Source organism: Bacillus sp. Au-Bac7 (assembly GCF_021341655.1).
GTDB lineage: Bacteria > Bacillota > Bacilli > Bacillales > Cytobacillaceae > Niallia.
The window spans coordinates 617,459-643,242 of sequence record NZ_JAJTTG010000001.1; the positions used below are offsets into that span (position 1 = coordinate 617,459).

27 protein-coding genes, 1 riboswitch and 2 other annotated features are annotated in these 25,784 nt (G+C 39.9%); of the genes, 23 read left to right on the plus strand and 4 right to left on the minus strand.

Annotation, left to right across the window (positions count from 1 at the left end):
- Positions 1 to 67 precede the first annotated feature (67 nt).
- The 11 genes from LXM54_RS03210 to LXM54_RS03260 all read left to right on the plus strand — a co-directional run bounded on the left by LXM54_RS03210 (position 68) and on the right by LXM54_RS03260 (position 9,843).
- Entirely contained in the window at positions 68 to 988 is a 921-nt protein-coding gene (locus LXM54_RS03210) for a CobW family GTP-binding protein (RefSeq protein ID WP_233313646.1), read from the plus strand.
- 131 nt (positions 989 to 1,119) lie between these two features.
- Complete coding sequence (locus LXM54_RS03215) at positions 1,120 to 2,124, plus strand: permease (protein WP_233313647.1); 1,005 nt, start codon at positions 1,120 to 1,122, stop codon at positions 2,122 to 2,124.
- Positions 2,125 to 2,164: 40 nt separating this feature from the next.
- On the plus strand, positions 2,165 to 2,953 hold the full coding sequence (locus LXM54_RS03220; RefSeq protein ID WP_233313648.1) for a TIGR03943 family putative permease subunit: 789 nt from the start codon (positions 2,165 to 2,167) through the stop codon (positions 2,951 to 2,953).
- Between the two features lie 48 nt (positions 2,954 to 3,001).
- Positions 3,002 to 3,111: riboswitch (TPP riboswitch) on the plus strand.
- A gap of 138 nt (positions 3,112 to 3,249) precedes the next feature.
- Complete coding sequence (gene thiM, locus LXM54_RS03225; RefSeq protein WP_233313649.1) at positions 3,250 to 4,077, plus strand: hydroxyethylthiazole kinase; 828 nt, start codon at positions 3,250 to 3,252, stop codon at positions 4,075 to 4,077.
- Position 4,078: 1 nt separating this feature from the next.
- The gene (thiD, locus tag LXM54_RS03230) at positions 4,079 to 4,891 is read left to right on the plus strand and encodes a bifunctional hydroxymethylpyrimidine kinase/phosphomethylpyrimidine kinase (protein ID WP_233313650.1); all 813 of its coding nucleotides are present in this window, start codon (positions 4,079 to 4,081) and stop codon (positions 4,889 to 4,891) included.
- A gap of 17 nt (positions 4,892 to 4,908) precedes the next feature.
- A complete protein-coding gene (thiE, locus tag LXM54_RS03235; RefSeq protein ID WP_233313651.1) occupies positions 4,909 to 5,595 on the plus strand; it encodes a thiamine phosphate synthase in 687 nt (228 codons plus the stop codon).
- Between the two features lie 109 nt (positions 5,596 to 5,704).
- The gene (locus tag LXM54_RS03240; protein ID WP_233313652.1) at positions 5,705 to 5,830 is read left to right on the plus strand and encodes a YjcZ family sporulation protein; all 126 of its coding nucleotides are present in this window, start codon (positions 5,705 to 5,707) and stop codon (positions 5,828 to 5,830) included.
- A 327-nt stretch (positions 5,831 to 6,157) separates the two neighbouring features.
- The gene (locus LXM54_RS03245; protein WP_233313653.1) at positions 6,158 to 7,423 is read left to right on the plus strand and encodes an ammonium transporter; all 1,266 of its coding nucleotides are present in this window, start codon (positions 6,158 to 6,160) and stop codon (positions 7,421 to 7,423) included.
- A gap of 118 nt (positions 7,424 to 7,541) precedes the next feature.
- A complete protein-coding gene (locus tag LXM54_RS03250) occupies positions 7,542 to 8,522 on the plus strand; it encodes a DUF294 nucleotidyltransferase-like domain-containing protein (protein ID WP_233313654.1) in 981 nt (326 codons plus the stop codon).
- A 4-nt stretch (positions 8,523 to 8,526) separates the two neighbouring features.
- Positions 8,527 to 9,255 (plus strand): exonuclease domain-containing protein, encoded by a 729-nt coding sequence (locus LXM54_RS03255; protein ID WP_233313655.1) that lies wholly within the window; start codon positions 8,527 to 8,529, stop codon positions 9,253 to 9,255.
- A gap of 36 nt (positions 9,256 to 9,291) precedes the next feature.
- Positions 9,292 to 9,843, plus strand: coding sequence for a GNAT family N-acetyltransferase (locus LXM54_RS03260; protein ID WP_233313656.1), 552 nt, complete (start codon positions 9,292 to 9,294; stop codon positions 9,841 to 9,843).
- Between the two features lie 165 nt (positions 9,844 to 10,008).
- Here LXM54_RS03260 and LXM54_RS03265 read toward each other — a convergent pair whose 3' ends face one another.
- Complete coding sequence (locus LXM54_RS03265) at positions 10,009 to 10,359, minus strand: hypothetical protein (RefSeq protein WP_233313657.1); 351 nt, start codon at positions 10,357 to 10,359, stop codon at positions 10,009 to 10,011.
- A 273-nt stretch (positions 10,360 to 10,632) separates the two neighbouring features.
- On the opposite strand from LXM54_RS03265, the gene LXM54_RS03270 reads away from it, so the two are divergent.
- The 3 genes from LXM54_RS03270 (at position 10,633) to LXM54_RS03280 (ending at position 14,240) form a co-directional block, all read left to right on the plus strand.
- Entirely contained in the window at positions 10,633 to 11,385 is a 753-nt protein-coding gene (locus tag LXM54_RS03270; protein ID WP_233313658.1) for a DeoR/GlpR family DNA-binding transcription regulator, read from the plus strand.
- Positions 11,382 to 12,287 (plus strand): 1-phosphofructokinase, encoded by a 906-nt coding sequence (gene pfkB, locus LXM54_RS03275; protein ID WP_233313659.1) that lies wholly within the window; start codon positions 11,382 to 11,384, stop codon positions 12,285 to 12,287. The genes LXM54_RS03270 and pfkB overlap by 4 nt, the downstream gene beginning before the upstream one ends.
- Positions 12,288 to 12,365: 78 nt before the next feature.
- The gene (locus tag LXM54_RS03280; protein WP_233313660.1) at positions 12,366 to 14,240 is read left to right on the plus strand and encodes a PTS fructose transporter subunit IIABC; all 1,875 of its coding nucleotides are present in this window, start codon (positions 12,366 to 12,368) and stop codon (positions 14,238 to 14,240) included.
- A gap of 83 nt (positions 14,241 to 14,323) precedes the next feature.
- Here LXM54_RS03280 and LXM54_RS03285 read toward each other — a convergent pair whose 3' ends face one another.
- A complete protein-coding gene (locus LXM54_RS03285) occupies positions 14,324 to 15,619 on the minus strand; it encodes an MFS transporter (RefSeq protein WP_267913275.1) in 1,296 nt (431 codons plus the stop codon).
- A 167-nt stretch (positions 15,620 to 15,786) separates the two neighbouring features.
- Here LXM54_RS03285 and LXM54_RS03290 point away from each other — a divergent pair, with 167 nt between their 5' ends.
- The 8 genes from LXM54_RS03290 to trpA all read left to right on the plus strand — a co-directional run bounded on the left by LXM54_RS03290 (position 15,787) and on the right by trpA (position 23,509).
- Entirely contained in the window at positions 15,787 to 16,425 is a 639-nt protein-coding gene (locus tag LXM54_RS03290) for an MOSC domain-containing protein (RefSeq protein WP_233313661.1), read from the plus strand.
- 59 nt (positions 16,426 to 16,484) lie between these two features.
- Positions 16,485 to 16,747 (plus strand) — a binding site (T-box leader).
- A 45-nt stretch (positions 16,748 to 16,792) separates the two neighbouring features.
- Positions 16,793 to 17,027 (plus strand) — a binding site (T-box leader).
- A gap of 79 nt (positions 17,028 to 17,106) precedes the next feature.
- Positions 17,107 to 18,498 carry an anthranilate synthase component I gene (gene trpE / locus LXM54_RS03295; RefSeq protein WP_233313662.1) on the plus strand — a complete coding sequence of 464 codons (1,392 nt, stop codon included), beginning with the start codon at positions 17,107 to 17,109 and terminating at the stop codon, positions 18,496 to 18,498.
- The gene (locus LXM54_RS03300) at positions 18,495 to 19,085 is read left to right on the plus strand and encodes an anthranilate synthase component II (protein WP_233313663.1); all 591 of its coding nucleotides are present in this window, start codon (positions 18,495 to 18,497) and stop codon (positions 19,083 to 19,085) included. The genes trpE and LXM54_RS03300 overlap by 4 nt, the downstream gene beginning before the upstream one ends.
- Positions 19,082 to 20,104 carry an anthranilate phosphoribosyltransferase gene (trpD, locus tag LXM54_RS03305; protein ID WP_233313664.1) on the plus strand — a complete coding sequence of 341 codons (1,023 nt, stop codon included), beginning with the start codon at positions 19,082 to 19,084 and terminating at the stop codon, positions 20,102 to 20,104. The genes LXM54_RS03300 and trpD overlap by 4 nt, the downstream gene beginning before the upstream one ends.
- A gap of 1 nt (position 20,105) precedes the next feature.
- Positions 20,106 to 20,882: an indole-3-glycerol phosphate synthase TrpC gene (gene trpC / locus LXM54_RS03310; RefSeq protein WP_233313665.1), complete on the plus strand. Its 777-nt coding sequence runs from the start codon at positions 20,106 to 20,108 to the stop codon at positions 20,880 to 20,882.
- Between the two features lie 14 nt (positions 20,883 to 20,896).
- Complete coding sequence (locus LXM54_RS03315) at positions 20,897 to 21,511, plus strand: phosphoribosylanthranilate isomerase (protein ID WP_233313666.1); 615 nt, start codon at positions 20,897 to 20,899, stop codon at positions 21,509 to 21,511.
- Positions 21,512 to 21,525: 14 nt separating this feature from the next.
- On the plus strand, positions 21,526 to 22,728 hold the full coding sequence (gene trpB, locus LXM54_RS03320) for a tryptophan synthase subunit beta (RefSeq protein ID WP_233313667.1): 1,203 nt from the start codon (positions 21,526 to 21,528) through the stop codon (positions 22,726 to 22,728).
- Between the two features lies 1 nt (position 22,729).
- Positions 22,730 to 23,509, plus strand: coding sequence for a tryptophan synthase subunit alpha (gene trpA / locus LXM54_RS03325; protein ID WP_233313668.1), 780 nt, complete (start codon positions 22,730 to 22,732; stop codon positions 23,507 to 23,509).
- A 67-nt stretch (positions 23,510 to 23,576) separates the two neighbouring features.
- Here the strand turns inward: trpA and LXM54_RS03330 are convergent, their stop codons facing one another.
- Positions 23,577 to 24,290: a DUF554 domain-containing protein gene (locus LXM54_RS03330; protein ID WP_233313669.1), complete on the minus strand. Its 714-nt coding sequence runs from the start codon at positions 24,288 to 24,290 to the stop codon at positions 23,577 to 23,579.
- Positions 24,291 to 24,430: 140 nt separating this feature from the next.
- Positions 24,431 to 25,195 (minus strand): SDR family oxidoreductase, encoded by a 765-nt coding sequence (locus LXM54_RS03335; RefSeq protein WP_233313670.1) that lies wholly within the window; start codon positions 25,193 to 25,195, stop codon positions 24,431 to 24,433.
- 141 nt (positions 25,196 to 25,336) lie between these two features.
- On the opposite strand from LXM54_RS03335, the gene LXM54_RS03340 reads away from it, so the two are divergent.
- Positions 25,337 to 25,777, plus strand: coding sequence for an Lrp/AsnC family transcriptional regulator (locus LXM54_RS03340; RefSeq protein WP_233313671.1), 441 nt, complete (start codon positions 25,337 to 25,339; stop codon positions 25,775 to 25,777).
- The last annotated feature ends 7 nt before the right edge of the window (positions 25,778 to 25,784 follow it).

The following is a 25,784-nucleotide window of genomic DNA, read 5'->3' on the forward strand; positions in this document are numbered from 1 at the left end:
CTCCAGTACTAAAAATGATTGCTGCTGCATACATTTTGAAAAAGATTTGTGCTTATAGGAGGAATTTATGAAAACAGATGTCTATTTAATTAATGGCTTTTTAGGCAGCGGGAAGACGAGCACTCTTTTAAAGTGTATGCAGCATTTCAAGAATATAAATAAAAAATATGCAATCATCCTTAATGAATTAGGAAATGCCAATTTAGAAAAGCATTTGTTTGAAAGTGAGTCGCTGTTTGAACTGCTAAATGGCTGTGTATGCTGCTCTGTTAAGGATGATTTGCGCACGACTTTAGATGAGGTTGCCGTAATGGCACGTGATCAGCAAATCGAGGTCGTTCTCCTTGAGGGGACTGGCGTGGCCAATCCGTCAGAGATAATCGACACCTTTAAAGAGGAGAGGTTTGCTGCCGATTTCAAGTTAAAGGAAAGCATCTGTGTTGTAGACAGCATGCATGTCGCAGAGTATACAAGCATCTTCTCGAGTTCCAAGGAAGTAAGACAGCTGCAGAAGGAACAGATTGAAAGAGGAAGTTTAATAGTTTTAAATAAAATGGATCAGGTTAATGAAAAAACAGCAGTTGAAAAAGCAGAAAAAATTATCAGGAAATACAATAAGCATGCACCAATTATCCATACAGCATACGGAGATGGCGTTACTCTCTATTTAGATGGAAGCGATACAGCCATTCCGCTTCCTGCAGAGGATTTGGGAGGACATCACCATCATCATCATATAAAGGCAGTCAAACTGACGTATAAACAGCAGGCATCCAAAAAAGAAATTGCGGAACTGTTAGAGCAGAATAAAGAGCGTCTTTACAGAGCAAAAGGAATTGTGCAAAACAAGGAAGATAATCAATGGTATCATTTCCAATATGCTTCAGGTTTAATGGAATGGGAAAATCTTGGCAAAAGGCGGCCTGCAGCTGCAGGAGAAATTGTGCTGATAGGCAATGATTTGCAAAAAGAAGAAATTCATATATAAAGAAATGTCTGCAAGGGTTCCTTGCAGACATTTCTTTTTGGAAGGAAAGACATAATAGAAGAAGGATAAGCATAGAGTAGATGATAGAAAGATAGACAAGCAGGTATATCAATTTTTTAAAGGAGATAGATATGTCCATTCCTACTAGTATAAAAGATTTTATTGTCTTTGCCTTATTCCTGTTCCTGATGTATTTATTTTTCTTCGGAGATGTCTCAACTCTACCAGTTGTCCAACAATTGCTAACGGATGATGTTCAGTCTATATTTATCGTTTTTCTGGCGATTTTCCTAGAAGCCCTGCCTTTTCTCCTGCTTGGTGCTATTGCTTCCTCGGTTATCAATATTTATGTTTCAGAAGCGATGATAGCCAAAATTATTCCTAAAAATCCAATTGCTGCAATTTTTGTAGGTGTACTTGCAGCATGTATTACTCCTGTTTGTGAATGTGCCATCATTCCTGTAGTCCGGAGACTTATTCAAAAAGGCGTCCCGGTCCATGTAGGTGTCGTTTTACTGATGTGTGCGCCGATTTTAAACTTTATCGTATTTGGAAGCACCTTTTATGCTTTCCGTTTAAATATGCCGATTGTCTATGGCAGGTTTATTGTTTGTATTGTTGCCGCTGTTATTGTCGGTTTTATCATGCATGCCTATTTCTCCAAAAAGAATGTTTTAAAAATGCATAAGGAAGATTTAGTCGGCAATGTACCTGTAAATGTGAATAAAGGAGATTCTAAATGGAAGGGAATTCTTCATCACACATGCTTTGAGTTTTTTGCCGTCGCTAAATATTTTATTATTGGTGCGTTGTTTGCTGCCATAGCCCAAGTATACTTGCAAGAGACTTTATATGGACTGGCTGGGGAAAATGTTTTTAAAGGAACAGCTGTTATGATGGCTTTAGCTTATATTCTGTCATTATGCTCGGAAGCAGATGCGTTTGTGGCGGTCTCCTTTACGAAGACATTCCAACCAGAGGCGATTCTTGGCTTCCTTGTATTTGGACCAATCCTTGATTTTAAAAACACGCTTGTTATGCTTGCATCCTTTAAATTTAAATTTGTGGCAGTCTTTATTTTAGTCGTTTCCGTTATTGTTTTTGCATTGTCCATAATCGCAGGTCATTTTATGTGAGTTGCATTGTCCAAAAACTGTCATAAAGGAGGAATGAAAAATGAGATTACGTTGGAGTCCGATGTGGCAGCTTTCAAATGAAATGCAAGGAATTATTATGATCGGGTTTAGTCTCATTATATTTAAGCTGTATGTGAAAAATATGCTTACTGCCTTTGTTGCACCTAAGATGCTTCCCTTTTTGCTTATATCGATGGTCCTATTGTTTTTGCTCGGCTTTTTTCGCCTGTTAAACAGTAACTTAAAAGGAGCAGATTGTGACTGTGATGTATGTGATGAAAATGTTCCGCCGTGGAAGCTCACTTTATCGTATCTCTTTTTCTTAAGTCCTCTTGTACTGTTTTTTTCGTTAAGCGACTATTCCTTGCATGATGATGCCTTGGCCAAGCTTACAGCTCATGAAGGAAATACAACGAAGCTTGCAGAAGGAACGGATTCAGCGATAGAGCTTGCAGCTGTTCTAAATGACAAGAAGTATATTGAGGTCGATGATGAGAATTATTTCCAAGTAATGGATGTGCTAAATAATCAGCTGGATGATGTGGAAGGAACACAGATTGTGATGAAAGGTTTTATTTACAGAGAAGATGGATTTGCAGAAAATGAGGCAGTGATTGCAAGATATGTCATGACACATTGTATTGTCGATTTGTCAGTGTATGGCTATATGCTTAATGGCAATCTTAAATCCGCAGAAACAAATGGCTGGTATGAAATAAAAGGAACGGTTGTAAAACAAGAAATCGACGGCGGTGCTATGCCGACCATTAAAGTGGACAGCATCAAAGCTGCTGAGGCGCCAAAGGATGAGTATTTATATCTCTTCTAGTTTGATAATCTTGCAAAATTTTCACTGTTCTTATAAGATAATAGTAATAAAATATTTATCGGGAGCTTGTGGAATCAGGCTGAGAGGATGACTAACTGTCGTCGACCGTATGAACCTGTTGGATAATGCCAGCGCAGGGAGTGTACATAATAATAGACACTTTGTTTAGGCAAAGTGTTTTTTCGTTTTTAAGCTTATGTTTTTGTAAACTCCCGAAGGTCTAACGACATTTTCCGAGTTACTTTAAACATGAGCTTTTTTGTTTGGAAATAATACTAGAAGGCAGGGAAGAAAAAATGACATCAGTAAAACACAACCCAACAGCAGAAGAGCTTCTTACCAGATTAAGAGAGAAAACGCCGCTTATCCATAATATCACGAATGTAGTTGTCACCAATTTCACTGCAAATGGATTGCTGGCAATTGGCGCTTCTCCTGTGATGGCTTATGCGAAAGAAGAGGTTGCAGATATGGCATCAGTAGCAGATGCTCTCGTGTTAAATATCGGTACATTAAATGCTGACAATGTAACAAGCATGATTATTGCCGGAAAAGCAGCGAACGCTGCTAATACACCAGTAATTCTAGATCCAGTTGGAGCTGGTGCAACGGCTTTTCGCACCACTTCCATTCAGCGTATTTTGCAAGAGGTTAATATAACGTTATTGAGGGGGAATGCTGCCGAGGTTGCAAATGTTGCCGGAATGGCAGCAGAAATAAGAGGAGTGGATTCTGTTTCTTCCTTAGATGATCATGCAGCAATCGCTGTTAAAGCCTCGCAAAAAATCGGTGCACCTGTATGTATTACAGGAGAGAAGGATGTTGTGACAAACGGGCAGGATATTTATTATGTTGGCAATGGTCATCCTATCATGACAAAAGTGACTGGCGCAGGCTGCCTGCTATCGTCTGTTTTGGCTGCGTTTATCGCTGTGGAACAAGACGTGCTCCTTGCAGCAGCTAGCGGTCTGGCTGTTTATGGGATTGCCGCTGAAAAAGTTGTAGATAATAAGCCGGAAATTGGCCCGGGCAACTTTCAGACAGCGTTTTTAGATGCGTTATACAGCATTGCTGAAGAGGATGTTAGGCACTATAAAAAAATAACAATGCAAGCAGGTGAGTGATATGAAGCAAAGAATAGCCTTGACAATTGCCGGCTCAGATTCTGGAGGCGGTGCAGGTATTCAGGCAGATTTAAAGACATTTCAGGAGCTCGGTGTGTACGGCATGTCAGCCATTACAGCAGTAACAGCACAAAACACTTTAGGAGTAGCTGCTGTTTATCCTATGTCTTTGGAAGCAATTGAAAAACAGATTGACGCAGTCGCCACAGATATCGGCACAGATGCTATTAAGACGGGTATGCTCTTTGACAGTGGTATTATCGAGCTTGTTGCAGCAAAAATCAGGCAATATGAATGGAAGAACATTGTAGTAGATCCTGTTATGATTGCAAAGGGGGGAGCGAGCTTGCTGCAAAATGCTGCAGTTACCGCCTTGAAGGAGCATCTTATCCCATTAGCAACAGTCATTACACCGAATATCCCTGAGGCCGAAGTTCTGACAGGCTTGTCGATTCGCAGTATGGACGAAAGGAAGGAAGCTGCTGTTTTGCTGCATAGCATGGGTGCTAAGCATGTTGTAATAAAGGGCGGTCACGGTGATGGGGATAACCTTGTTGATTTGCTTTATGATGGCAGTGTCTTTTTTACTCTTGACTCAAAAAGACTGAATACGAAGAACACGCACGGAACAGGCTGCACCTTTGCAGCAGCAATGGCAGCATCTCTGGCAAACGGGCTGTCTGTTCGCCAATCATTTGAGACGGCCAAGGAATTTGTTTATTTAGCAATAAAGCATGATTTGAACATAGGCCAAGGGCATGGCCCAACTAATCATTGGGCTTATGCAAAGATGCGTGCATCATCATTACAGTAGGGAAAGGGAGAAAGGTCATGGAGAAATACACAGTGCAGGAAATGAAGCAGCTGATGAAGCTTTATTTTATTATGGGCAGCAATAACAGCAAGCTGCCTCCAGAAGAAGTGCTTACACAAGCGCTGAAAGGGGGCATCACTATGTTCCAGTTCCGTGAAAAAGGAGAGAATGCCCTCGTTGGTTCTGCTAAAAAGGAGCTTGCCAAAAAGCTTCAGCAGCTTTGTAAATCTTATAAAGTTCCATTCATTGTTAATGATGATGTAGATTTAGCAGTAGAACTAAATGCAGACGGTGTGCATATTGGTCAGGATGATGAAACGGCACATTCTGTCAGAGAAAAAATCGGTGATAAAATTCTTGGTGTGTCTGCACACAGTCTCGCGGAAGTAGAGGCAGCAATATTAGCAGGTGCTGATTATATAGGGATTGGCCCCATTTACCCAACGAATACAAAAAAAGATGCAAAAGAAGTGCGTGGTACAATATTAATTAAGGATGTAAGGAGACAAAATACCGACATACCCATTGTTGGAATTGGCGGGATAACCGCGGCTAATGCCACACCAGTAATGGAAGCAGGCGGCGACGGTGTCGCACTTATTTCCGAAATCAGCGCATCAAACAATCCACAGCTCCAAACAGAGCGTGTAATGGCAGCAGTATCGAATCACTCTGAAAAAAACAAGGTTTTTAGCGAAAATTAAGGCAAACACCCAGCCAAATAGACATTTACCGCATAAGATGATTTTGTAGCAAGCAGCAAAGGAAACACGAAAAAAGCTGCAAATACGAAATCAGAAAGGGAGATGTTCTATGTACGGTTACGGATATGGCGGATATGGTTACGGCGGAGGCTGCGGCGGTTATGGTGGCGGCTTTGCGTTGATCGTTGTATTGTTTATACTATTAATCATTGTTGGTGCAACATTGATTTGCTAATAATTTTTAAAGCTGGCCTGAAAAGGCTGGCTTTTTTTGTTTATGTCAACTTTTGTTACGTAAGTTGGTGATTGGGATAGCATGGAATACCATCTGTTAACAGTTTGTTGAATCTTCATCTATGCAGTAAGTTTTATACATAAATATCTGGAAAGCGTATTAGAGATAGGGAAAGAGAAGATTAGTTAAAATAATTTAAGTTTTTAGAAAATTAAATTTATAAAAAATATTGACAGAATTTTTTATATCGGTAAAATAAGGTTTATCAAGTGTTAGATTATATGACACTTCATGTAAACTAAATTACAAAAAGGGGGAAATGACTTAATGGATAATTTAGAATTTTTGATGAACAGCTTGTGGACGATGGTTGGTGCAATTTTAGTTATTTTTATGATTGGCGGATTTATATTATTGGAAGCGGGTTCCACAAGAATGAAAAATGCTGGTCATATTGCCGGCAAAACAATCTTCACATTCGGAATTTCTTCATTAGTTTTCTGGGCTGTCGGTTATGGCTTTATTTTTGGAGGAAATGCAAACTTTTTTGTTGGAATGTCAGAGTTCTTCTACTCTGGTGAACAAATTCCGGATGCTGCGCTGCAGACTTCAGTATTCTTCGTATTCCAGCTTGCATTTGCCGGAATCTCCTTAACAATTGCACTTGGCGGTTTTGCAGAACGTGCTAAATTATCAGTTTACTTGATTTTCTCCGTTCTATTCTCTGCCATTGTATATCCGGTCATTGCGCACTGGATTTGGGGCGGCGGCTGGCTTGCTGAACACGGGAAGCAGGATTTCGCTGGATCAACGGTTGTGCATTTAACAGGTGCGATGGCTGCATTTGCTGCTACTATTCTCTTAAAGCCTCGTATCGGTAAATACAATGCTGATGGTTCTGCTAATCCGATTTTCGGTCATAACCAAGTGTATACGGCATTGAGTGTACTTATTCTCTGGGTCGGCTGGTTCGGGTTTAACGCTGGAAGCACAGTTTCTGTTGCAGATGGATTCTTCGGGTTTGTTGCTTTGAATACAAACTTAGCTGCAGCTGCCGGAGCGGTTTCTGCATTGTTAATCTCTTGGATTGTCCTAGGAAAATCAGATATTACAACAACGCTTAATGGAGCATTAGCTGGGCTTGTTGCAATCACTGCATCATGTGCGTTCGTTGATACTTGGGGTGCGGTTGTAATTGGTTTAATTGCTGGAATTCTTGTTTTCTACAGTGTTCGATTCTTTGAGAACAGAAGAATTGATGATCCGATTTTTGCACTATCTGTTCATGGTACTGCAGGGGTGTGGGGAACATTGTCAACTGGGTTGTTCGCAACGAAAGAGTTAGCTACTGTTGGGCAGCCAGGTTTATTCTACGGCGGCGGCTTCCATCAGTTAGGTGTTCAGGCGTTAGGTGTTGTAACATGTGCATTATTCGCATTCGTTGTCAGCTTTGCTATCTTGTTTGTAATTAAAAAGATCAGTGGACTGCGTGTAACAGAAGAAGAGGAGATTATGGGTCTAGATATCAGTGAGCATGGAACATACGGTTATCCAGAAGTGTTCTTGCCAAAGGATGAGTCAAAAAGCGTCTAATACATGACATAAAGCAAGCCTCACTTTTAAAAGTGAGGCTTCTCCTTTCTTATAAGCTTCATTTTTAAAAAAATATGCTAAAATATTATTAACTATATATGTGCAAGGAAGTGCGTGGATGTGCTCATATAATGGAAGATTATTAGAGTTAAAGAGAGAGAAGGAAGGTTTTAAGAAACTTCAACGTTTAACGAATGAAACCCTTAACAACCAGCATGATTTAATCTTAACAGAAACATTTGGTGCTGTGTATGAGGAGTTTATAAAAGAGCATGGAAAACCGCCTTGTGATTTTGCCTGGTTTGTAACAGGAAGTGCAGGCAGGAAGGAGCAAGGTGTCATTAGTGATCAAGATCATGGGATGATTTTTCAAAAGGATGCTCCTTTTGTGCAAGAATACTTTTTAGCTCTCGGTAAGATGGTGAGTGATGCACTAAACACGGTCGGCTATCCTTATTGTGAAGGCAATGTTATGAGCAGCAATCCTATTTGGTGTAAATCCTTTGCAGAATGGCAAGAACAGCTGAACAAATGGATGGAAATGGAGAATTGGGAATCAATTCGTTATTTGCAGATTTTTTATGACAGCAGAGAACTTATCGGCAACAAAGAGTTTGTAAACGAGCTAAGATCCGTTATCCATGCGTACAGGGAACAGCATCCTGCCTTGCTTGTCAGATTTTTAAATAATGTGATGAGAATTAAAAAAGGAGTCGGCATTTTTGGCCAGTTTTTTGTGGAGCGGACAGGAGTGCATCGCGGCTCACTGCATATGAAGAATACGCTGTATTTGCCTTATGTTAATTCAATTAGGCTGCTTGCGATAAAAGAGGGAGTTATCGCTACCTCTACATTAGGCAGGATGGCAGATTTGAAGAAGATCGGTGTCTATGAACCGTTAATGGTAGAATATGAGCGCTATTTTCGGCGGATTCTCACCTATCGCACAGCTTCATTTCAGGATGATAAGGACTACAGTGATGTCCATTTCTTAAATATTAACCAATTGACAAAGGAAGAAAGAACAGAGGTAAAGCATTTGCTGAGAAAAGGAATCAAGCTATATCAGCAAGTGAAAAGGCTAATTGAAAAAGGGTGAAAATGTGGGTGTGGAATCTTTTTTTCAATATATGAGAGACTTATATGGCAAGATGAATTCTAATGTGTTTAATCAAGGAACAGGGGTATTAAATTCCCAGCAGCATGCATTTATGAGACAGCTTCAAAAGGAATTGAAAATCGAAATTGCTTCCCAGTTGGCGTTGAAGGACATTGAGACAGTAGTTTTTGATATAGAAACAACCGGTTTTTTCCCAGATAAGGGCGACCAGATTATTTCGATTGGTGCTGTTAAAGTAAAGGGCTGTACAGTGACAGAGGAAGAATTTTACACATTGGTAAATACGAATGGTCCTATTCCTGAAGAAATTTCGTTACTAACAGGAATACGAAATGAGGACACAAAAGAAGCGCCCTTGTTATCAGAGGCGCTCGTAAAGTTTTTTGCGTTTGCTGAAAATGATACACTTGTCGCTCATCATTCGTCACATGAAAAGAACTTTATGCAGTCTGCGTGCTGGAAGCAATTCAAGACACCATTTAAACACCGTGTTGTTGATACTGCTTTTTTGTTTAAAATTGTTGAACCAAATAAAACAATTGTCAGTCTGGAGGATTGGTGCTCTTTAAATGGCATCCCGGCAAATAACCGGCATCATGCTCTTGGGGATGCGAGATTGACTGCGCAGCTTTGGTCGCGCTATTTAAAAAAAGCGCAGGACTTAGGCTGTGTTACATTGCAGGATATTTATGAAATGCTAGCTAGAAGATAAATTTTTAAACAACATACAAGAAAAGAGTGGGAACACATGCTAAAAAGCAGCAGACTGCTGTTGCGGAGCTGGAGTCTGGCGGATGCAAGCGATCTTTTCGAATATGCGCAAAGAGAAGAAGTTGGCCCAAACGCTGGCTGGAAGCCCCATAGAACAGAAGAAGAAAGCAAGCAGATTATTCGGTTGTTTTTAATGAAAGCAGAAGTTTATGCGATTTTGTTGCCTGACATAAACAAGGTGATTGGCAGTATTGGTTTGCATTCATATAAAGGAGAGAAGAGCTCCGGATTGAAAGAGCTGGAAATTGGGTTTGCGCTCCACCCTGATTATTGGGGATTAGGAATTATGCCGGAGGCGGTTCAATTAATCCTTGAGCATGGCTTTAATCAGTTGGATGCAGATGTGATTTGGTGCGGCCGGTTTGATTTCAATGACAGGTCTGGGCGCGTTCAGGAAAAATGCGGTTTTACTTACAGGTATAAAAAAATGGAACAACTGAAGGCTTTTGAAGAGATGACTGTTACGAGTCTTTATTACGCGATAACGAAAGCAGAATATAAGGAAAGAAAAAGGACCGAATCTTTGTAAAAGAAGACTCGGTCCTTTTTTTACAAAAAAAGACCGCTTCATCGGAAGCGGAAAGATTGGATAATTAAGAAGGATGTCACTATATATAGATAATTTTTTAATAGAATTACCTATATCTTGATTTGATAGTATCATATTCAGCAATTTAGCGCAAATATTTACTTCTTAATGGAACAGAAGCACAATATAAAAAGCGAAAATTAAAAGGAGTGCAATGATAATCAGTTTTTGTACCCAAGTTTTCGGAAATTTTCTACGTCCCTTTTGTTGGTTAAATCCAACAAATGAAATGATATTTACATATAGGACAACTGTAATAATCGCAAAACCAATAAACTGTGCTATGAAAAGTAGCAGTAAATAGCTTTTTCCTTGGAACATGGATGTGTCAGGAAAAGACGTTCCACTAATCAGTTGAATGATGACATCATTTATCGTTCCAAATAATGCAAACAGGATAACGATTGTCGCTAAGATTTTAATGAACTCCAGATAATAATAAGAAAGTTTTTTCATATAGTTTTCCTCTTTAAGAAATTTGGTGAATCTTGTTATTAATTATAGGAGAAACTGTAGAATGTTGCAATGAGATTACAAGTTTCGACACCGTTCGAGCGTATAATCGGAAATCTGCAAATATTATAAAAAATAATAAAACGTTCAAAAACTATCAAGATATGATTTTTTTTGAATGTTTTTGAAAGAAAATGCTTGAAATCTGAAATCGGTTACAGTATTATTAGTCTATCGACAACAAACCCAGTTCATTAAAAGAAAGGATGTGGGCAGTTGTTAACACCAGAAAGACATTCACTGATTTTGCAATTATTAAAACAACAAAACATTGTTAAAATACAGGATTTAGTAGACGCGACGGAAACTTCTGAAAGCACAATCAGAAGAGACTTGACACAATTAGAGCAAGAAGGATTTTTAAAAAGAGTTCATGGTGGCGCAGCACGACTGCAAGGAAAAATGAACGAACCGAGCATGGATGAAAAATCAGCCAAAAACCTTCAAGAAAAGAAAATGATTGCAGCATATGCTGCAAATCTTGTCGAAGAAGGCGAAAGTATCTATTTGGATGCTGGTTCCACTGTTACGGAGATGATTCCTTTTTTGCAAACAAAGAAAATAGTCGTGGTGACAAATGGTCTGATGCATATGAAGGAACTTCTTTCCTCAGGAATCCAAACCTATCTAATCGGAGGATATGTAAAGGAAAGAACAAACGCACTTGTAGGCAGAGGTGCACTATTAAGCTTAAACCAGTACCGCTTTGATAAATGCTTCATGGGAACAAACGGTATTCATCCTGAATTTGGATATACTACTCCTGATCAAGAGGAAGCAATGGTTAAGAGCAAGGCGATTGAGCTTTCAAGAGAAGCGTTTTTCCTAGCAGATGACACAAAATTTTCTGAAGTGTATTTTTCAAAGATTGCCGACATCCATGAAGCATCTATCATTACAAACGGTAATGATGGCGAGATTTTAGAGATGTACAGCAAAAAAACTAGTATAAAGGTTGTGACAGCATGATTTATACGTTGACATTGAACCCATCTGTTGACTATATCATTGAACTTAGCGAAGTGAATTTAGGAGAATTGAACAGAACAGAGCGCACGAGCAAGTTTGCAGGAGGAAAAGGCATCAATGTTTCCAAAGTACTGCAAAGGATGGGTGTACAAAGCAAAGCACTTGGTTTTGTCGGCGGATTCACTGGCAGCTATATAAAAGATCAGCTTAAACAAGAAGCGATTGACACTGACTTTGTGGAAGTAGAAGAAGATACGAGAATTAATGTGAAGGTGAAGGCTGCAGATGAAACAGAATTGAATGCAGCAGGCCCGGCAATTTCTGAAGAGAAATTAGCAGAACTGAAAGAAAAAATCAGCAAGCTGACATCGGAAGATATGTTAGTGCTAGCAGGCAGCATACCGTCTACACTTCCAGCAAACACATATGAAGAGCTCGTGAAAATCTGCTCTGAGAACGATGTATCTTTTGTAGTGGATGCAGAAGGAGACCTTTTGAAGAAGGTGCTTCCGTATAATCCATTCTTAATCAAGCCGAACCATCATGAGCTTGGAGATTTATTTAATACAACCATTACAACAGCAGAGGATGTTATCCCATATGGGAAGAAACTGCTAGAGCTTGGCGCACAAAATGTTATTGTTTCCCTTGCCGGAGATGGTGCAGTATTGATTAACCAGCACGAAACAATTATTAGCACTGTGCCAAAAGGCGAAGTCAAAAGCTCAGTCGGAGCAGGAGACAGCATGGTTGCCGGTTTCCTTGCTAAATACAATGAGACACAAGATTTAAAAGAATCATTCCGATACAGTATTGCTTCGGGCAGCGCTACAGCCTTCTCTATCGGTTTATGCACGAAAGAGAAAGTCGAAAGCTTGCTTGAGCAAGTAATACTGAAGTAATGATTACAGCTTGTGTATCCAGATGGATGCATAAGCTGTAAGCTCAATTAACATTATCAGCGAAAAGGAGCGTTACAGATGAGAATAACAGAATTGCTGACGCGTGATACTATCCTTTTAAATATAGAAGGAACACAAAAAATAGAAGCTATCGATCAATTGGTGGCAAAATTAGACACAGCAGGAAAGTTAGCAAATAAAGAAGAATATAAAGCAGCAATCTTAAAAAGAGAAGAGCAAAGCACAACAGGTATCGGTGAAGGAATCGCGATTCCTCATGCGAAAACGAGTGCTGTTAAAAATCCAGCGATTGCATTTGGCCGTTCTGTAAGTGGACTGGATTATGAATCTTTAGATGGTCAGCCGGCACATTTATTCTTTATGATTGCCGCTCCAGATGGTGCAAATAATACCCATCTCGAAGCATTATCAAGACTTTCTACCATTCTATTGAAGGAAGAAGTCAGAGCTAAGCTGCTTGCTGCTGCAACAGAACAAGATGTAGTGGACATCATCGACAGCTATGATGAGGAAGAGGAACAAGAGGAGCAAAACATTGCTGATAAAAAGAACTTTATCGTTGCTGTTACAGCATGTCCAACAGGAATTGCACATACGTATATGGCAGCTGATTCTTTGAAATCAAAAGCAGCAGAGCTAGGTGTAGATATTAAGGTTGAAACAAACGGCTCAGGCGGTGCGAAAAATGTCCTGACTGCAGAAGAAATTGAAAACGCTACAGCTGTAATTGTTGCAGCAGACACTAAAGTGCAAATGGAGCGCTTCAAAGGCAAGCACGTCATCGAAACACCAGTTGCTGACGGTATCAGACGACCGGCAGAGCTTATCAATAAAGCATTAAAACAAGAAGCTCCTGTATATCAAGGCGGTTCTGCTGCGAGTGATGCAGAAGAAAGCAGTAAAAAAGGCGGCGCGGGCATTTATAAACACTTAATGAACGGTGTTTCTAACATGCTTCCGTTCGTAGTCGGCGGCGGTATCTTAATCGCTATCAGCTTTATGTTTGGCTATAACTCATCAGTTGAAACCGACCCAAGCTATAATGCTTTTGCAGCAGTCTTGAAGCTAATCGGCGGAGACAATGCATTCTCCTTGCTAGTTCCAGTTCTTGCAGGCTTTATCGCAATGAGCATCGCAGACCGTCCAGGTTTCGCTCCAGGTATGGTTGCCGGTCTTATGGCAGCAAATGGCGGTGCAGGCTTCTTAGGCGGCTTGATCGCAGGTTTCCTTGCAGGTTATGTAGTTATCGGAATTAAGAAGGCACTGGAAGTATTGCCAAGATCTCTTGAAGGTATTAAAACAATTCTATTATTCCCACTGCTTGGTATTTTAATTACAGGTTTAATCATGCATTATGTTGTAATCGGTCCAGTTGGCGATCTAAACACGGCTATTACAAACTGGTTATCAGGACTAGGCACAGCTAACGCTGTACTGCTTGGTATTATCCTTGGTGCAATGATGGCTATTGACATGGGTGGTCCTATCAATAAGTCTGCATATGTATTCGGAACAGGTCTAATTGCTAACGGTGTTTATGAGCCGATGGCAGCAATAATGGCTGGTGGAATGGTTCCGCCGCTTGCAATTGCATTAGCATCAACTATTTTCAAAAATAAGTTTACAAAGCAAGAAAAAGATGCTGGTACAACGAACTACATTATGGGTCTTTCCTTTATCACAGAAGGTGCAATTCCATTTGCAGCAGCTGATCCGCTGCGTGTAATCCCATCTGTTGCAATCGGTGCAGCAATCACAGGTGGATTATCAATGCTGTTCAACATCGGTTTACGAGCACCACATGGCGGTATTTTCGTATTCGGTCTTGTGGATGGCAGCTGGCTGCTATACTTGTTGGCAGTAATTATCGGTGCTGTTGTAGGAGCAATCCTTCTAGGTATTTTGAAGAAGCCAGTCGCAGAGAAAAAATAATAACTAATTTAGGGAGGAACCTGCAGTTTCAGCAGGTTCCTTTTTTGTAGCAAAACGATATTAAAAGCAAAAGAAGTGCCGATTTAATGGGCATTTCCTTTTGCTTTTATTCGGAATAACACAGCAAGTGCAGCGATTAAGGCAACGCCTGCTAAAATATAAAATTGAAGACTTTCCATTTCCTTGCTTAACAATGCCATAATCGGAGGCCCTGCTGCGACACCAATAAAGCGCATCGAGCTGTACAGGCTTGTGATGGTGCCGCGTTCTTCCTTTTCAATCCCTTCTGTAATGAGGGCATCTAATGGGGGAAGACTTGCGCCAATTCCAATTCCTGAAATAGTTAGTACGGAGATGATATACCATAAATTATCATTAAAGCTGAGGGCAACTGTCCCAATAATAATGAACACGATGCCTGTGAAAGTAATCCACTTCATCAAATTTTGGTCTTTTTTAATTTTCTTTCCTGTAATGAATGAAGTCAGACAAAGTGCTCCAAGTGGAATCGCCAAGTACATCCCTTTTTTTATGTTTTTTATATGATATTTTTTTTCAAGTATGTCTGATAGGTAAAACTGTTCCGCAAAAAGGACGAACATGATGATAACACCAATTAAAAAAATAGCATAAAGCCATTTTTTGTCTTTTTTCATTACTTTTCTCGTATGTTGGATAAACACCCTGAAAGGCGGCGGTTCACTTGGACCTCCAGGCACTTTAACAAAAATCATGATGAGAAGGATGGAAATGAGACAAAATACAGGTATGGCCCAAAATGGCATAAACCAGACAATTCCGGCTATGATTGCACCAAGCACAGGGCTCAGCACCTTACCTAGAGTATTGGCTGTTTCAATCACACCTAATGTGCTGCTTATTTCCTCTTCTTTTTTAAACATGTCACCAACAAGAGGCAATACAATCGGGAATGCTCCTGCGGCTCCTATGCCTTGCAATGCCCTGCCTGCAAGAATAATCCAATAAGAGTTCTCTATTTTCCATGCTGCAAAGCCGCAAATCGCTCCTCCAATTCCGGCAATGATTAGGCTTGGAATAATGACTTTCTTTCTGCCGATATGGTCGGATAAATAACCGGCTACAGGAATGAGCAATATCGCCAAAATACTATAAACAGTAATAATCATGCTCACCTGAAAAGACGAGATGCCAAGTTGACTCTCGATATTTGGCAATACTGGTATCAGCATACTATTTCCAAGCGTCATTACTAATGGTATGGAAGAAATAGACAAAACAGACATTTTTGTAACTTTTACATCTTTACCCTTATTAGCTGTATCTTTGTTTGCTTTATCCTTTTTTTTATGTTCATCACTAAAACTGAAAAAGCCTTTTTCCTCATTTATGTGATCCATTTAAATTCTCCTTGATTTAAATAGTGCTGACTACTAATAATATGTACTTGTACGATTTTATTTACACTTGAGATTTTTAGGAAATACTGTGAACGCAAGTTATGTAAAGCTCTGTTCGCATAAAAGGATTAGCGTTATAATAATTAAAAAACACTTGGGAGGATAAGATGAAGGGAGAAATAATCTGTTTAAGTGTGGGCAAGCCAAAGAATTATGATTGGAACGGCAGAGATGTCTCAACTGCCATTGGTAAAACGGTTTTAGAAGAATGTTTTTTATCATTCGACGGCTTTGACGGCGATGGTGTTGCTAACGAAGAATTTCACGGTGGCAGAGACAGGGCTGTATGCTTTTATTCATATGAGCATTATCAAAATTGGGAAAAAAAGTTTAACACTGTATTAAAACCGCCAGTTTTCGGGGAAAATATTTGCGGCACAGGCATGCTTGAAAAGAATACATATATTGGTGATGTTTTTTCAGTTGGCGATGCTGTTATCCAAGTCACGCAAGGAAGAATTCCGTGCAGTACGATATCCAAGTACAATGACATTCCGACATTTTTAGGTCAGATAGTAGAAACATGCTACACAGGCTATTTTCTGAAGGTTCTAAAAGAAGGAACCGTTTCATCGTCTTCGCCTCTAATATTGCTTGAACGTAAACAAGAGGAAATTTCTGTATGGGATGCTACGAAAGTAATGCTCCTTGACCGGAATAATAAAAAAGAAGTAGAGCGGATGCTGCAGCTTGAAGATCTTGCCGCTGACTGGACGAACCGTTTCCAAAAAGCACTGCAGAAATAAAAATTATGTAAAATTCCTTGACATAAAGATCGGCGTATTTTATGATTGGTTTAACATAAATTTGAGTGATGACGAAGAGTAGTAACTATTGACTGGAACTTAAGAGAGCTGATGGTTGGTGAGAATCAGTGTTACACAATAGTGAATGGACTTCTGAGCTTCTAAACCGAAACTTGATATTCAAGAGGTAGGCTTTAGCGAAATGTCTCATCGTTACAAGAGACCGAAATATGCGCCAAAGAATCTTTGAGTGCATGATTTCTTAGAGTGAGCTTTTTAACAAAGCTAATGAAGGTGGCACCACGGGTCTCTCGTCCTTTTTTTACAGGAGAGAGACCCTTTTTGCGTTCAAAAAAATAATTTCATACTAAAATCAATGATTAAGAGTAGTAAGCTAATATGTCTGGTAAAGAGAGTCGGTGGTTTGGTGAAAACCGATCCAAACAGTTAGCTGAATGGACTTAAGAGTGCGGGTTTGAACAAATTAGTAGGGCTTGCCGGTTTCCACCGTTAACAGGATAGAATATTATTTGTATTCGAAAAGAGAGAGTGTTTTTCACTCTAACTGAGGTGGTACCGCGGTTTAACTAATCGTCCTCTATTATTGCAGCTTTTATGTCTGTAATAATAGGGGACTTTTTTATTGGATTTTTTAGAGGACACATAGACGGAGGTAAAGAAATGAAAACGACAGGCAGCCAAATGGTGATTATCGAAAAATTGGAAGGCGATACGCTCACACCAATCAGTATTTATCAAAAATTAACTGGAGAAAAAAAGTTCCTGTTAGAAAGTTCCTTAAAGCATGAAGCATCAGGCCGGTTTTCGATTATAGGCAGCGATCCTGTTTTTGAACTTATTGGCAATGGGCCAGTTACAACAGTGAAACGAAAAGACAGCGTAGAAACAGTGGATGAAAAAGCCTTGGATCTTGTCAAAAAACTCCTTCCAGTTCAAGACCTTCAATTGCCATATGGACTGCCGATAAATGCTGGAGCGGTCGGCTATGTCGGCTACGACAATATTAGGCAGTACGAAAATATTGGTCCGGAGGCGAAGGATGAGCTAAAGCTGCCAGACGTGCATTTAATGTTTTTTGAAGATTTCGTAATTTTTGACCATTTAGAACAAACAGTTTATTTGGTTGCATCTCCTTTAACAGACGAAACGACAGAAGAGCAGTTGAAGAACAGGCTCGAAACAAGAAAGCAGGAAATTCAGTCACAGTATACAGAAAGTACAGAAGATGTTCAGCTGTCTGCTTTTAAAGCAACTGTCACTAAAGAGGAATTTGTAGAAAAAGTAAACAAGGCGAAGCAATATATTGCAGAAGGAGACATCTTTCAAGTCGTACCTTCTCAGCGGATGTCAGCAGATATTAAAGGTTCGAGCTTTTCTTATTACAGAAAGCTGCGAGTGAAAAATCAATCACCTTATATGTACTATCTCGATTTTGTTGATTATGCTATCGTCGGCAGCTCACCTGAAAGTTTGATAAAGGCGAGCGATGGAACAGTTATTACAAACCCAATCGCCGGAACAAGACCTAGAGGAGCTACACCGGAGGAGGATATAGAGCTTGAAGCAGATTTACTGCAAGACGAGAAGGAATTGGCTGAACATAAAATGCTTGTAGACTTAGCTAGAAATGATGTCGGCAAGGTCAGTCATTTCGGAAGCATTAAAGTAGAGAAATATATGAAGGTTGAAAAATACAAGCATGTGATGCATATCGTTTCAGAGGTAAGCGGCCAAATCAAGGATAACCAGTCAAGCGTAGATGCACTCATATCATGCTTGCCTGCAGGGACAGTTTCTGGTGCCCCGAAGATTAGAGCAATGCAAATTATCAATGAGCTTGAAGGGGTCAAAAGAGGAATTTATTCTGGGGCAGTCGGCTATTTCTCCCAAAATGGCAACATGGATTTTGCACTGGCTATAAGGACGATGATTATTAAGGATGATAAAGCCTATATACAAGCAGGTGCTGGCATCGTATATGACTCCGTCCCTGAAAAAGAGTACGAAGAGACAATCCATAAATTAAAGGTGTTTTTGGAGGGACTATCATGATTTTATTAATCGATAATTATGATTCATTTACGTATAACCTGTATCAATATCTAGGAGAATTAGGCGAAGAAGTGAAGGTTGTTCGCAATGATGAGCTGACAGTGGAGGATATACAGAAGCTGAACCCTGCTAGTATTGTACTCTCTCCAGGTCCAGGCCGCCCTGAAAATGCCGGCATTATGATTGAAGTAATACAGAAATTACATCAACAGTTTCCGATTTTAGGAATTTGCCTCGGTCATCAAGGGATTGGCTCAGCTTTTGGGGCTAAGGTCGTAAGAGCAGAAAATATTATGCATGGGAAAACCTCTTATTTGGCAGATGTAAATAATGACCCGCTGTTTGCCGGATTAATTAGCCCGATTGAAGTGATGCGTTATCATTCACTTGTTATACAAAAAGACACATTGCCAAGAAACTTTGAAGTGTTAGCAGTATCTCATGACGATCAAGAAATAATGGCAATTAAACATAAGCGCTACCCAGTATACGGATTTCAGTTTCATCCAGAATCAGTTGGAACAGACACAGGCAAGCAGCTTCTTGCCAACTTTATTACAGAAACAAGAAAGGGAGTATTGAGATGAAGAGTTATTTACAAAGATTAATGAATCATGAATCACTGACAGAAGCGGAAATGCTTGACGTCTCGAGAACCTTTTTTACAGATAGCGTTACAGACAGTCAATTGGCAGCATTTATAACGGCATTAAAGCTAAAAGGCGAAACGGTTGACGAAATCGTTGGTTTAGTTAGAGCAGTCAGAGAACAGACATTAAAATTCGAAAATGTAGGTGGCTGTATCGATAATTGCGGAACAGGTGGCGATGGCTCTCATAGCTTTAACATCAGCAGCACATCTGCCTTCGTGTTAGCAGGAGCAGGCATTCCAGTTGCAAAGCATGGCAATAGAAGTGTTTCAAGCAAGACTGGCAGTGCAGATGTTTTGGAGCATTTAGGCATCCATTTAAATGTCACACCAGAGCAGAATGAACAGCAGCTAAAAAATATCGGCATTACCTTCTTATTTGCACAGCATGTACAGCCGAAAATGGGCAGAATCATGAAAGTGAGAAGAGAGTTGGGCATTCCGACAATTTTCAACTTAATTGGTCCTTTAACGAATCCTATTGAGCTGGAAACACAGGTGCTTGGCATATACAGAAGAGATTACACAGAGGTTTTTGCTGAAAGCTTGAAAAGATTAGGACGGAAAAGAGCCGTTGTCCTTAACGGGGCCGGCGGAATGGATGAAGCATCCCTGCAAGGAGACAATGAACTCGTTATTTTAGAAGAAGGAAAGATTCGAAAGGTAATTCTGCGACCGGAGGAAGTGAATCTGCCTGTGTACAACAATGAAGCAATCCGCGGCGGAGACGCAAAGGAAAATGCAGAGATCTTGCTTAAAGTGCTCAACGGGGAAAAAGGTGCATATAAAGACACTGTTTTGTTAAACGCAGGAATAGGTATTTTCGCTGCAGGAAAGGCAATGAGCATCGAAGAGGGAATCGAGCTTGCCAGACACAGTATTGACAGTGGGGCAGCTCTTTCAAAACTCGAACAGTTAGTAACGAACAGTTCATTATATGAGAAAGCAGGGATATAAAATGGAAACCATTCTAGATAAAATCATCGCCAAAAAGCTAGCAGTTGTTGAGGAGCTTAAGCAGCAAAAAGCTGTAATACAAAAAAATCCTACAATGGCGAGAAAATCATTTATGGAAAGACTGGCAAACACGGATCAGCTTGCGATTATTGCTGAGTTTAAAAGAGCTTCCCCTTCAAAAGGAGATATCAATATTGGTGTTGATCCAAAAGAGCAAGGCTTAAAATATGCGCAATACGGTGCTGATTGTATGTCTGTTTTAACAGACGGTCCGTTCTTCAAAGGCAGCTATGAGGACTTGGAGCGTGTCAGCTCTGCAGTTCCTATCCCTGTCTTATGCAAAGACTTTATCATTGATGAAATTCAAATAGATTTTGCTAAAGCAAAGGGCGCAAGTCTTGTGTTGTTAATTGCAGCAGCCCTTGATGATGAGAAGCTGAACCGCCTTTACAAGTATGCAGTTGCAAGCGGCTTGGAGGTGCTGATGGAGGTTCATAATGAAGAGGAGCTTGAGCGTGCCCTTCAAACGGACTGTCAGCTGATCGGTGTTAATAACAGAGACTTAAAAACATTCCACGTCTCCTTAGAAGTTACGGAACGTTTAGCGCCAACTATTAAGGAATCTGGCAGATACTTAGTGAGCGAAAGCGGAATTGCCTCACAGGAGGATATTGACAGAGTTGTTGCTGCAGGTGCAAATGCAATACTAGTCGGGGAAACCTTTATGAAAGCTGCTAATCTAAAAGAAACATTAGCAAGCATGAAAGTCCAAATATAAGGAAGTGACCATGTATGAATGTCAAAATATGCGGGATAAGAGCAGAAGAAGAAGCACTTTGCGCCGTTCAAAATGGAGCGAAAGCTATCGGATTTGTCTTTGCAGACAGCAAACGGAAAATCGAGCAGGAAACAGCCAGAACGATTATCGATAAGCTTCCTGATGACATCTGGAAAGTTGGGGTGTTCGTCAATGAAACAAGAGAAAGAATCGATGAAATTGTCCGGATTTCAGGCATTAATGTCATTCAGCTTCATGGAGATGAATCGAGTGAATATGCATCTTCCTTTGAATTGCCAGTAATAAAGGCGTTCAGCATAAAGGAAGAAAGCGATTTGGAAATAATTGCGGATTTTCAGTCTGATTATATCCTGTTGGATAGTGAGCGGGAGAGGTACTTTGGCGGAAATGGCAAAGCGTTTGATTGGAATATCGTCAAAAACTATGACTTTAAAGGCAAAAAAGTCATTCTTGCAGGAGGCTTACATAAAGACAATGTAAACCAGGCAAAGACAATGGTCGATCCCTTTATGCTCGATGTATCAAGCGGTGTAGAAACAGATGGGAAAAAGGATTTGCAGAAGATTGAAGGATTTTTACAGGAAGCACTTCAAGCAGTAAACAAATAGGAGGAGCGACAATCATGACAGTTAACTATTCATATCCAGACAGCACAGGACATTTCGGTATTTATGGAGGAAGATATGTTCCAGAAACATTAATGACAGCAGTTGTTGAATTGGAAAATGCTTATATCGAGGCAAAAAAAGACCCGGCATTCCAAGAGGAATTAAATTATTTGCTGAAGGATTATGTTGGCAGAGAAACACCCCTTTATTATGCTGAAAGACTTACAAAGCATTTAAACGGAGCGAAAATTTACTTAAAAAGAGAAGATTTGAACCACACAGGAGCACATAAAATCAATAATGCTATCGGCCAGGCGCTTTTGGCAAAACGCATGGGTAAAACAAAGGTCGTTGCCGAAACTGGAGCAGGCCAGCATGGTGTTGCAACAGCTACTGCCTGTGCGCTGCTCGGTTTAGAATGTACGATATTTATGGGCGAAGAGGATATTAGAAGACAGAAACTGAATGTATTCCGGATGGAGCTTCTTGGAGCAAAGGTCGAAAGTGTTACCTCTGGAAGTGCGACATTGAAGGATGCATGTAATGAGGCACTAAGATATTGGGTTACTAATGTAATGGACACCCACTATATACTTGGATCTGTTATGGGACCACATCCATTTCCAATGATGGTCCGTGATTTCCAAAGCGTCATCGGAACAGAGACGAAGGCACAGTTTTTGGAAAAGGAAGGAAGACTCCCAGAAGCAGTGATTGCATGTATCGGCGGCGGCAGCAATGCGATGGGCATGTTCTATCCATTTATTGAGGATGAAGATGTTGCTCTTTATGGTGTAGAAGCATCAGGACACGGACTAGATACAGATAAACACGCTGCATCCTTAACGAAAGGCAAACCCGGAGTGCTTCACGGTTCTTATATGTATTTATTGCAGGACGAGGATGGACAAATTCAAGAAGCGCACAGCATTTCGGCAGGACTTGATTATCCTGGCGTTGGACCAGAACACAGCTATTTAAATGATATCGGCAGAGTGAATTATGAATCGGTCACAGATGATGAAGCGTTTGAAGCATTGCAGCTGCTGTGCAGACTAGAAGGAATTATTCCTGCATTAGAAAGCTCTCATGCAATTGCTTATTGCTTGAAGCATGCACCTAAAATGAACGAAGAGGAAGCGATAGTCGTTTGCTTATCTGGCAGAGGCGATAAAGATGTTAATACAGTAATGGACAGAATGGGAGTGAATCAATAAGATGGTGACAATTGCAGAGCGTTTTGCACAAGTTGAAAAGAATGGCGACAAAGCCTTTGTTCCATATATTATGGCAGGCGATGGCGGCCTAGACACATTAGAGGAAAAAATTAAATTTCTTGAAAGCAGCGGAGCAACAGCAATCGAGCTTGGGATTCCGTTTTCCGACCCTGTTGCAGACGGACCGATCATTCAAGCTGCCGGAATTCGGGCACTTCAAGCAGGAACAACATTGAAGAAAGTGTTTCAAACATTAACTTCCTTCCGGGAAACGACAACCATCCCGATTGTTTTTATGACGTATTTAAATCCAATCATTGCCTATGGCATTGAGGATTTCTTTCAATCATGCGAAGAGTCAGGCGTTAACGGCATAATCGTGCCAGATATGCCAATTGAAGAAGAAGGCCTAGTGCAAGCTGCTGCTGACAAGCATCACATCGAAATCATCCGACTTGTAACATTAACAAGTTCATTAGATAGAATTGCACAGATAGCCAAAAAAGGCAATGGCTTTTTATATGCAGTCACCGTAACAGGAATCACTGGGGCAAGAACAGTCTTTCAAGAACAGCTAGGAGAGCATCTGCTTAAAGTGAAAGAAGTCAGCCCTATTCCAGTGTTGGCAGGCTTTGGCATCTCCACCCCACAGCATGTGAAAGACATGACGCAATATTGTGACGGCGTTATTGTCGGCAGCAAAATTATTGAGTTATTTGAGAAAAATGATTTAGAAGGAATTAGAAGCTTAATAGCAGCCAGCAAGAGGGTTTCTGTTTAAGAAGCAAAATTCATCCATATGAAAAACAGGCAGAAAATACTTTCTGCCTGTTTGATTTCAAAAGCGATTAAAAATAAATATTATAACCATACATAATGGAAACAAGCAATAAAACTACGAGAATTCCAGGCAGAAGATTTGCCACTTTAAATTTGGTCAGCCCTATTAAATTTAAGCCAATCGTCATAATCATAACCCCGCCGGTAGCTGACATTTCCAAAATAAATTGATCCATTAATTGCTGCGGAATCACACGATCAATCTGGGTTGCAAAAACAGCAATTAGCCCTTCATAAATAATAACAGGAACAGCTGAAAAAAGAACGCCGATTCCTAAAGTGGAAGTCAATATAAGTGCGATAAATGAATCAATAATCGATTTTGTAAATAAAACATCATGATTGCCGCGAATCCCGCTGTCGAGAGCTCCAATAATCCCCATTGCTCCAATTGCAAATATTAACGTACCTGTAACAAAGCCTTGTGAGATGCTTCCCTGCTTGTCAGAACCAACCTTTGCTTCTATCCATTGTCCAAGCTTGCTTATTTTATCTTCTATCGCTAATAATTCACCAATAATTGCACCTAACGAAAGGCTCAAAATCACAATCGTAAAATTCGCCGTTTTAAGTGCCATTTGAATTCCTAATACGACAATAGACAAACCCATTATATTCATAACAGCGTCCTTCATATTGTTAGGTATACGGCGAAGGACACTGCCAAGTAGTGCACCAATCATGATACCTACTCCATTAACTATTGCTCCCAGTAAAATCATTATGTTCATCCTATCTATCTATTTAGTTGTGTCTCTATAGATTATAGGAGGAAAATTCCGATAAATAAAGTCGAAGTTTTACTAGTTAATCGGAATAGATATACCGATATAACAAACAGTTAACTAGAGGTAGGGGGGAATTATAGACTAAATCCTCCAGAAGCATCTATAATTTGGCCAGTTATCCAACGGCTATCAGAGGAAGCAAGAAATGAAACAACGTCTGCAATATCTTCCACTTTACCTAAGCGGTGGAATACGGAGGATTCAGTGGCGAACTTTTTAATCTCCGGATTATCCAGCAGCTTGGAATTGATATCTGTCTTTGTATACCCAGGCATAATAGTATTAACTGTTATATCACGTTCACCAAGGTGTTTTGCTAATGGAAGTGTCATCGTGTTAAGCGCTCCTTTACTCAAACCATAGGCAATCGACCCTGTTAAACCAATCCGTACTTCTGCAGATGAAATGTTAATGATGCGTCCCTTTTCTCTTAGTCTTGGTATGGCATTCTGTATGAGGAAAAAAGGTGCTTTAATATTAATATCTATGATTTCATCGAAGATTTCTTCTGTTGTATTTTCAATGGTTCCTTGCGTTCCAATACCTGCATTATTTACTAATATATCAAATGAGACGGAGCTAGTTTTTTCTAACAGCTTTTCATCTAATTGCTGCAGCAGTTTTTTTACTCCGTGCAAAGACTGTAAATCAGCTGGAATGGAGAAAGCATCACCGCCTGCAGCGATAATTTCCTTAACCGTAGCATCAGCAGCCTTTTGATTGCTTCCATAATGAACAGCAACGATGGCCCCATCATCTGCTAACCTTTTGGCGATTGCACGGCCAATTCCACGGCTGGCACCTGTTACTAAAGCTATTTTGTCTTGTAAATTCTTCATATATAATCACGCCCCATTAATGTGAATTATTATTTAAAGCATACTTATATTTTATCGAAATTATCAGAAAACTCATTTGGCTTGTGATTTTAAAGACATATTGCCGTAATTACTTTATAAAATAAAGAAGGGGAACTAACCATGAAAAATACAGTAAAACTGGATGAAACAGATTATAAAATTATGAATTTATTATTTGAAAACGCAAGGATACCTGTCTCTGAAATCGGCAGTGTTATATCCATGACGCAGCCAGCTGTCAAAGAAAGAATTAATAAGCTTGAAGAGCAAGGGGTAATAGCTGGTTATAAAGCAAAGTTTGAACCTTCTAAAATTAATAAAAATATCTTAACGTTCATCATGTTTAAAACGAGCAAGTGCGCTGATTTTATAACATACTGTGAAGCGGCACCTGAAGTAGTAGATTTATATCGTGTCAGTGGGGAAGCCAACTATTTACTAAAAGTAAGGACCGATTCACTTGATTCGCTTGCTTCATTTTTAGATTCTTTAATGAGATTTGGATTATCACAACCCATAATCGTTATGAAAAGTGAGTTTGAGGAAAAGATCTCTTTTTGATTTTCTA

Coding starts and splice junctions, on each gene's coding strand:
- LXM54_RS03340 (WP_233313671.1), top strand. CDS start 25,337: ATGAAAAATACAGTAAAACTGGATGAAACAGATTATAAAATTATGAAT.
- LXM54_RS03300 (WP_233313663.1), top strand. CDS start 18,495: ATGATTTTATTAATCGATAATTATGATTCATTTACGTATAACCTGTAT.
- thiM (WP_233313649.1), top strand. CDS start 3,250: ATGACATCAGTAAAACACAACCCAACAGCAGAAGAGCTTCTTACCAGA.
- LXM54_RS03250 (WP_233313654.1), top strand. CDS start 7,542: ATGTGCTCATATAATGGAAGATTATTAGAGTTAAAGAGAGAGAAGGAA.
- LXM54_RS03280 (WP_233313660.1), top strand. CDS start 12,366: ATGAGAATAACAGAATTGCTGACGCGTGATACTATCCTTTTAAATATA.
- LXM54_RS03335 (WP_233313670.1), bottom strand. CDS start 25,195: ATGAAGAATTTACAAGACAAAATAGCTTTAGTAACAGGTGCCAGCCGT.
- LXM54_RS03210 (WP_233313646.1), top strand. CDS start 68: ATGAAAACAGATGTCTATTTAATTAATGGCTTTTTAGGCAGCGGGAAG.
- trpD (WP_233313664.1), top strand. CDS start 19,082: ATGAAGAGTTATTTACAAAGATTAATGAATCATGAATCACTGACAGAA.
- LXM54_RS03290 (WP_233313661.1), top strand. CDS start 15,787: ATGAAGGGAGAAATAATCTGTTTAAGTGTGGGCAAGCCAAAGAATTAT.
- LXM54_RS03220 (WP_233313648.1), top strand. CDS start 2,165: ATGAGATTACGTTGGAGTCCGATGTGGCAGCTTTCAAATGAAATGCAA.
- LXM54_RS03315 (WP_233313666.1), top strand. CDS start 20,897: ATGAATGTCAAAATATGCGGGATAAGAGCAGAAGAAGAAGCACTTTGC.
- trpA (WP_233313668.1), top strand. CDS start 22,730: ATGGTGACAATTGCAGAGCGTTTTGCACAAGTTGAAAAGAATGGCGAC.
- LXM54_RS03240 (WP_233313652.1), top strand. CDS start 5,705: ATGTACGGTTACGGATATGGCGGATATGGTTACGGCGGAGGCTGCGGC.
- thiD (WP_233313650.1), top strand. CDS start 4,079: ATGAAGCAAAGAATAGCCTTGACAATTGCCGGCTCAGATTCTGGAGGC.
- pfkB (WP_233313659.1), top strand. CDS start 11,382: ATGATTTATACGTTGACATTGAACCCATCTGTTGACTATATCATTGAA.
- LXM54_RS03285 (WP_267913275.1), bottom strand. CDS start 15,619: ATGGATCACATAAATGAGGAAAAAGGCTTTTTCAGTTTTAGTGATGAA.
- LXM54_RS03330 (WP_233313669.1), bottom strand. CDS start 24,290: ATGATTTTACTGGGAGCAATAGTTAATGGAGTAGGTATCATGATTGGT.
- LXM54_RS03215 (WP_233313647.1), top strand. CDS start 1,120: ATGTCCATTCCTACTAGTATAAAAGATTTTATTGTCTTTGCCTTATTC.
- trpE (WP_233313662.1), top strand. CDS start 17,107: ATGAAAACGACAGGCAGCCAAATGGTGATTATCGAAAAATTGGAAGGC.
- trpC (WP_233313665.1), top strand. CDS start 20,106: ATGGAAACCATTCTAGATAAAATCATCGCCAAAAAGCTAGCAGTTGTT.
- thiE (WP_233313651.1), top strand. CDS start 4,909: ATGGAGAAATACACAGTGCAGGAAATGAAGCAGCTGATGAAGCTTTAT.
- LXM54_RS03260 (WP_233313656.1), top strand. CDS start 9,292: ATGCTAAAAAGCAGCAGACTGCTGTTGCGGAGCTGGAGTCTGGCGGAT.
- trpB (WP_233313667.1), top strand. CDS start 21,526: ATGACAGTTAACTATTCATATCCAGACAGCACAGGACATTTCGGTATT.
- LXM54_RS03245 (WP_233313653.1), top strand. CDS start 6,158: ATGGATAATTTAGAATTTTTGATGAACAGCTTGTGGACGATGGTTGGT.
- LXM54_RS03265 (WP_233313657.1), bottom strand. CDS start 10,359: ATGAAAAAACTTTCTTATTATTATCTGGAGTTCATTAAAATCTTAGCG.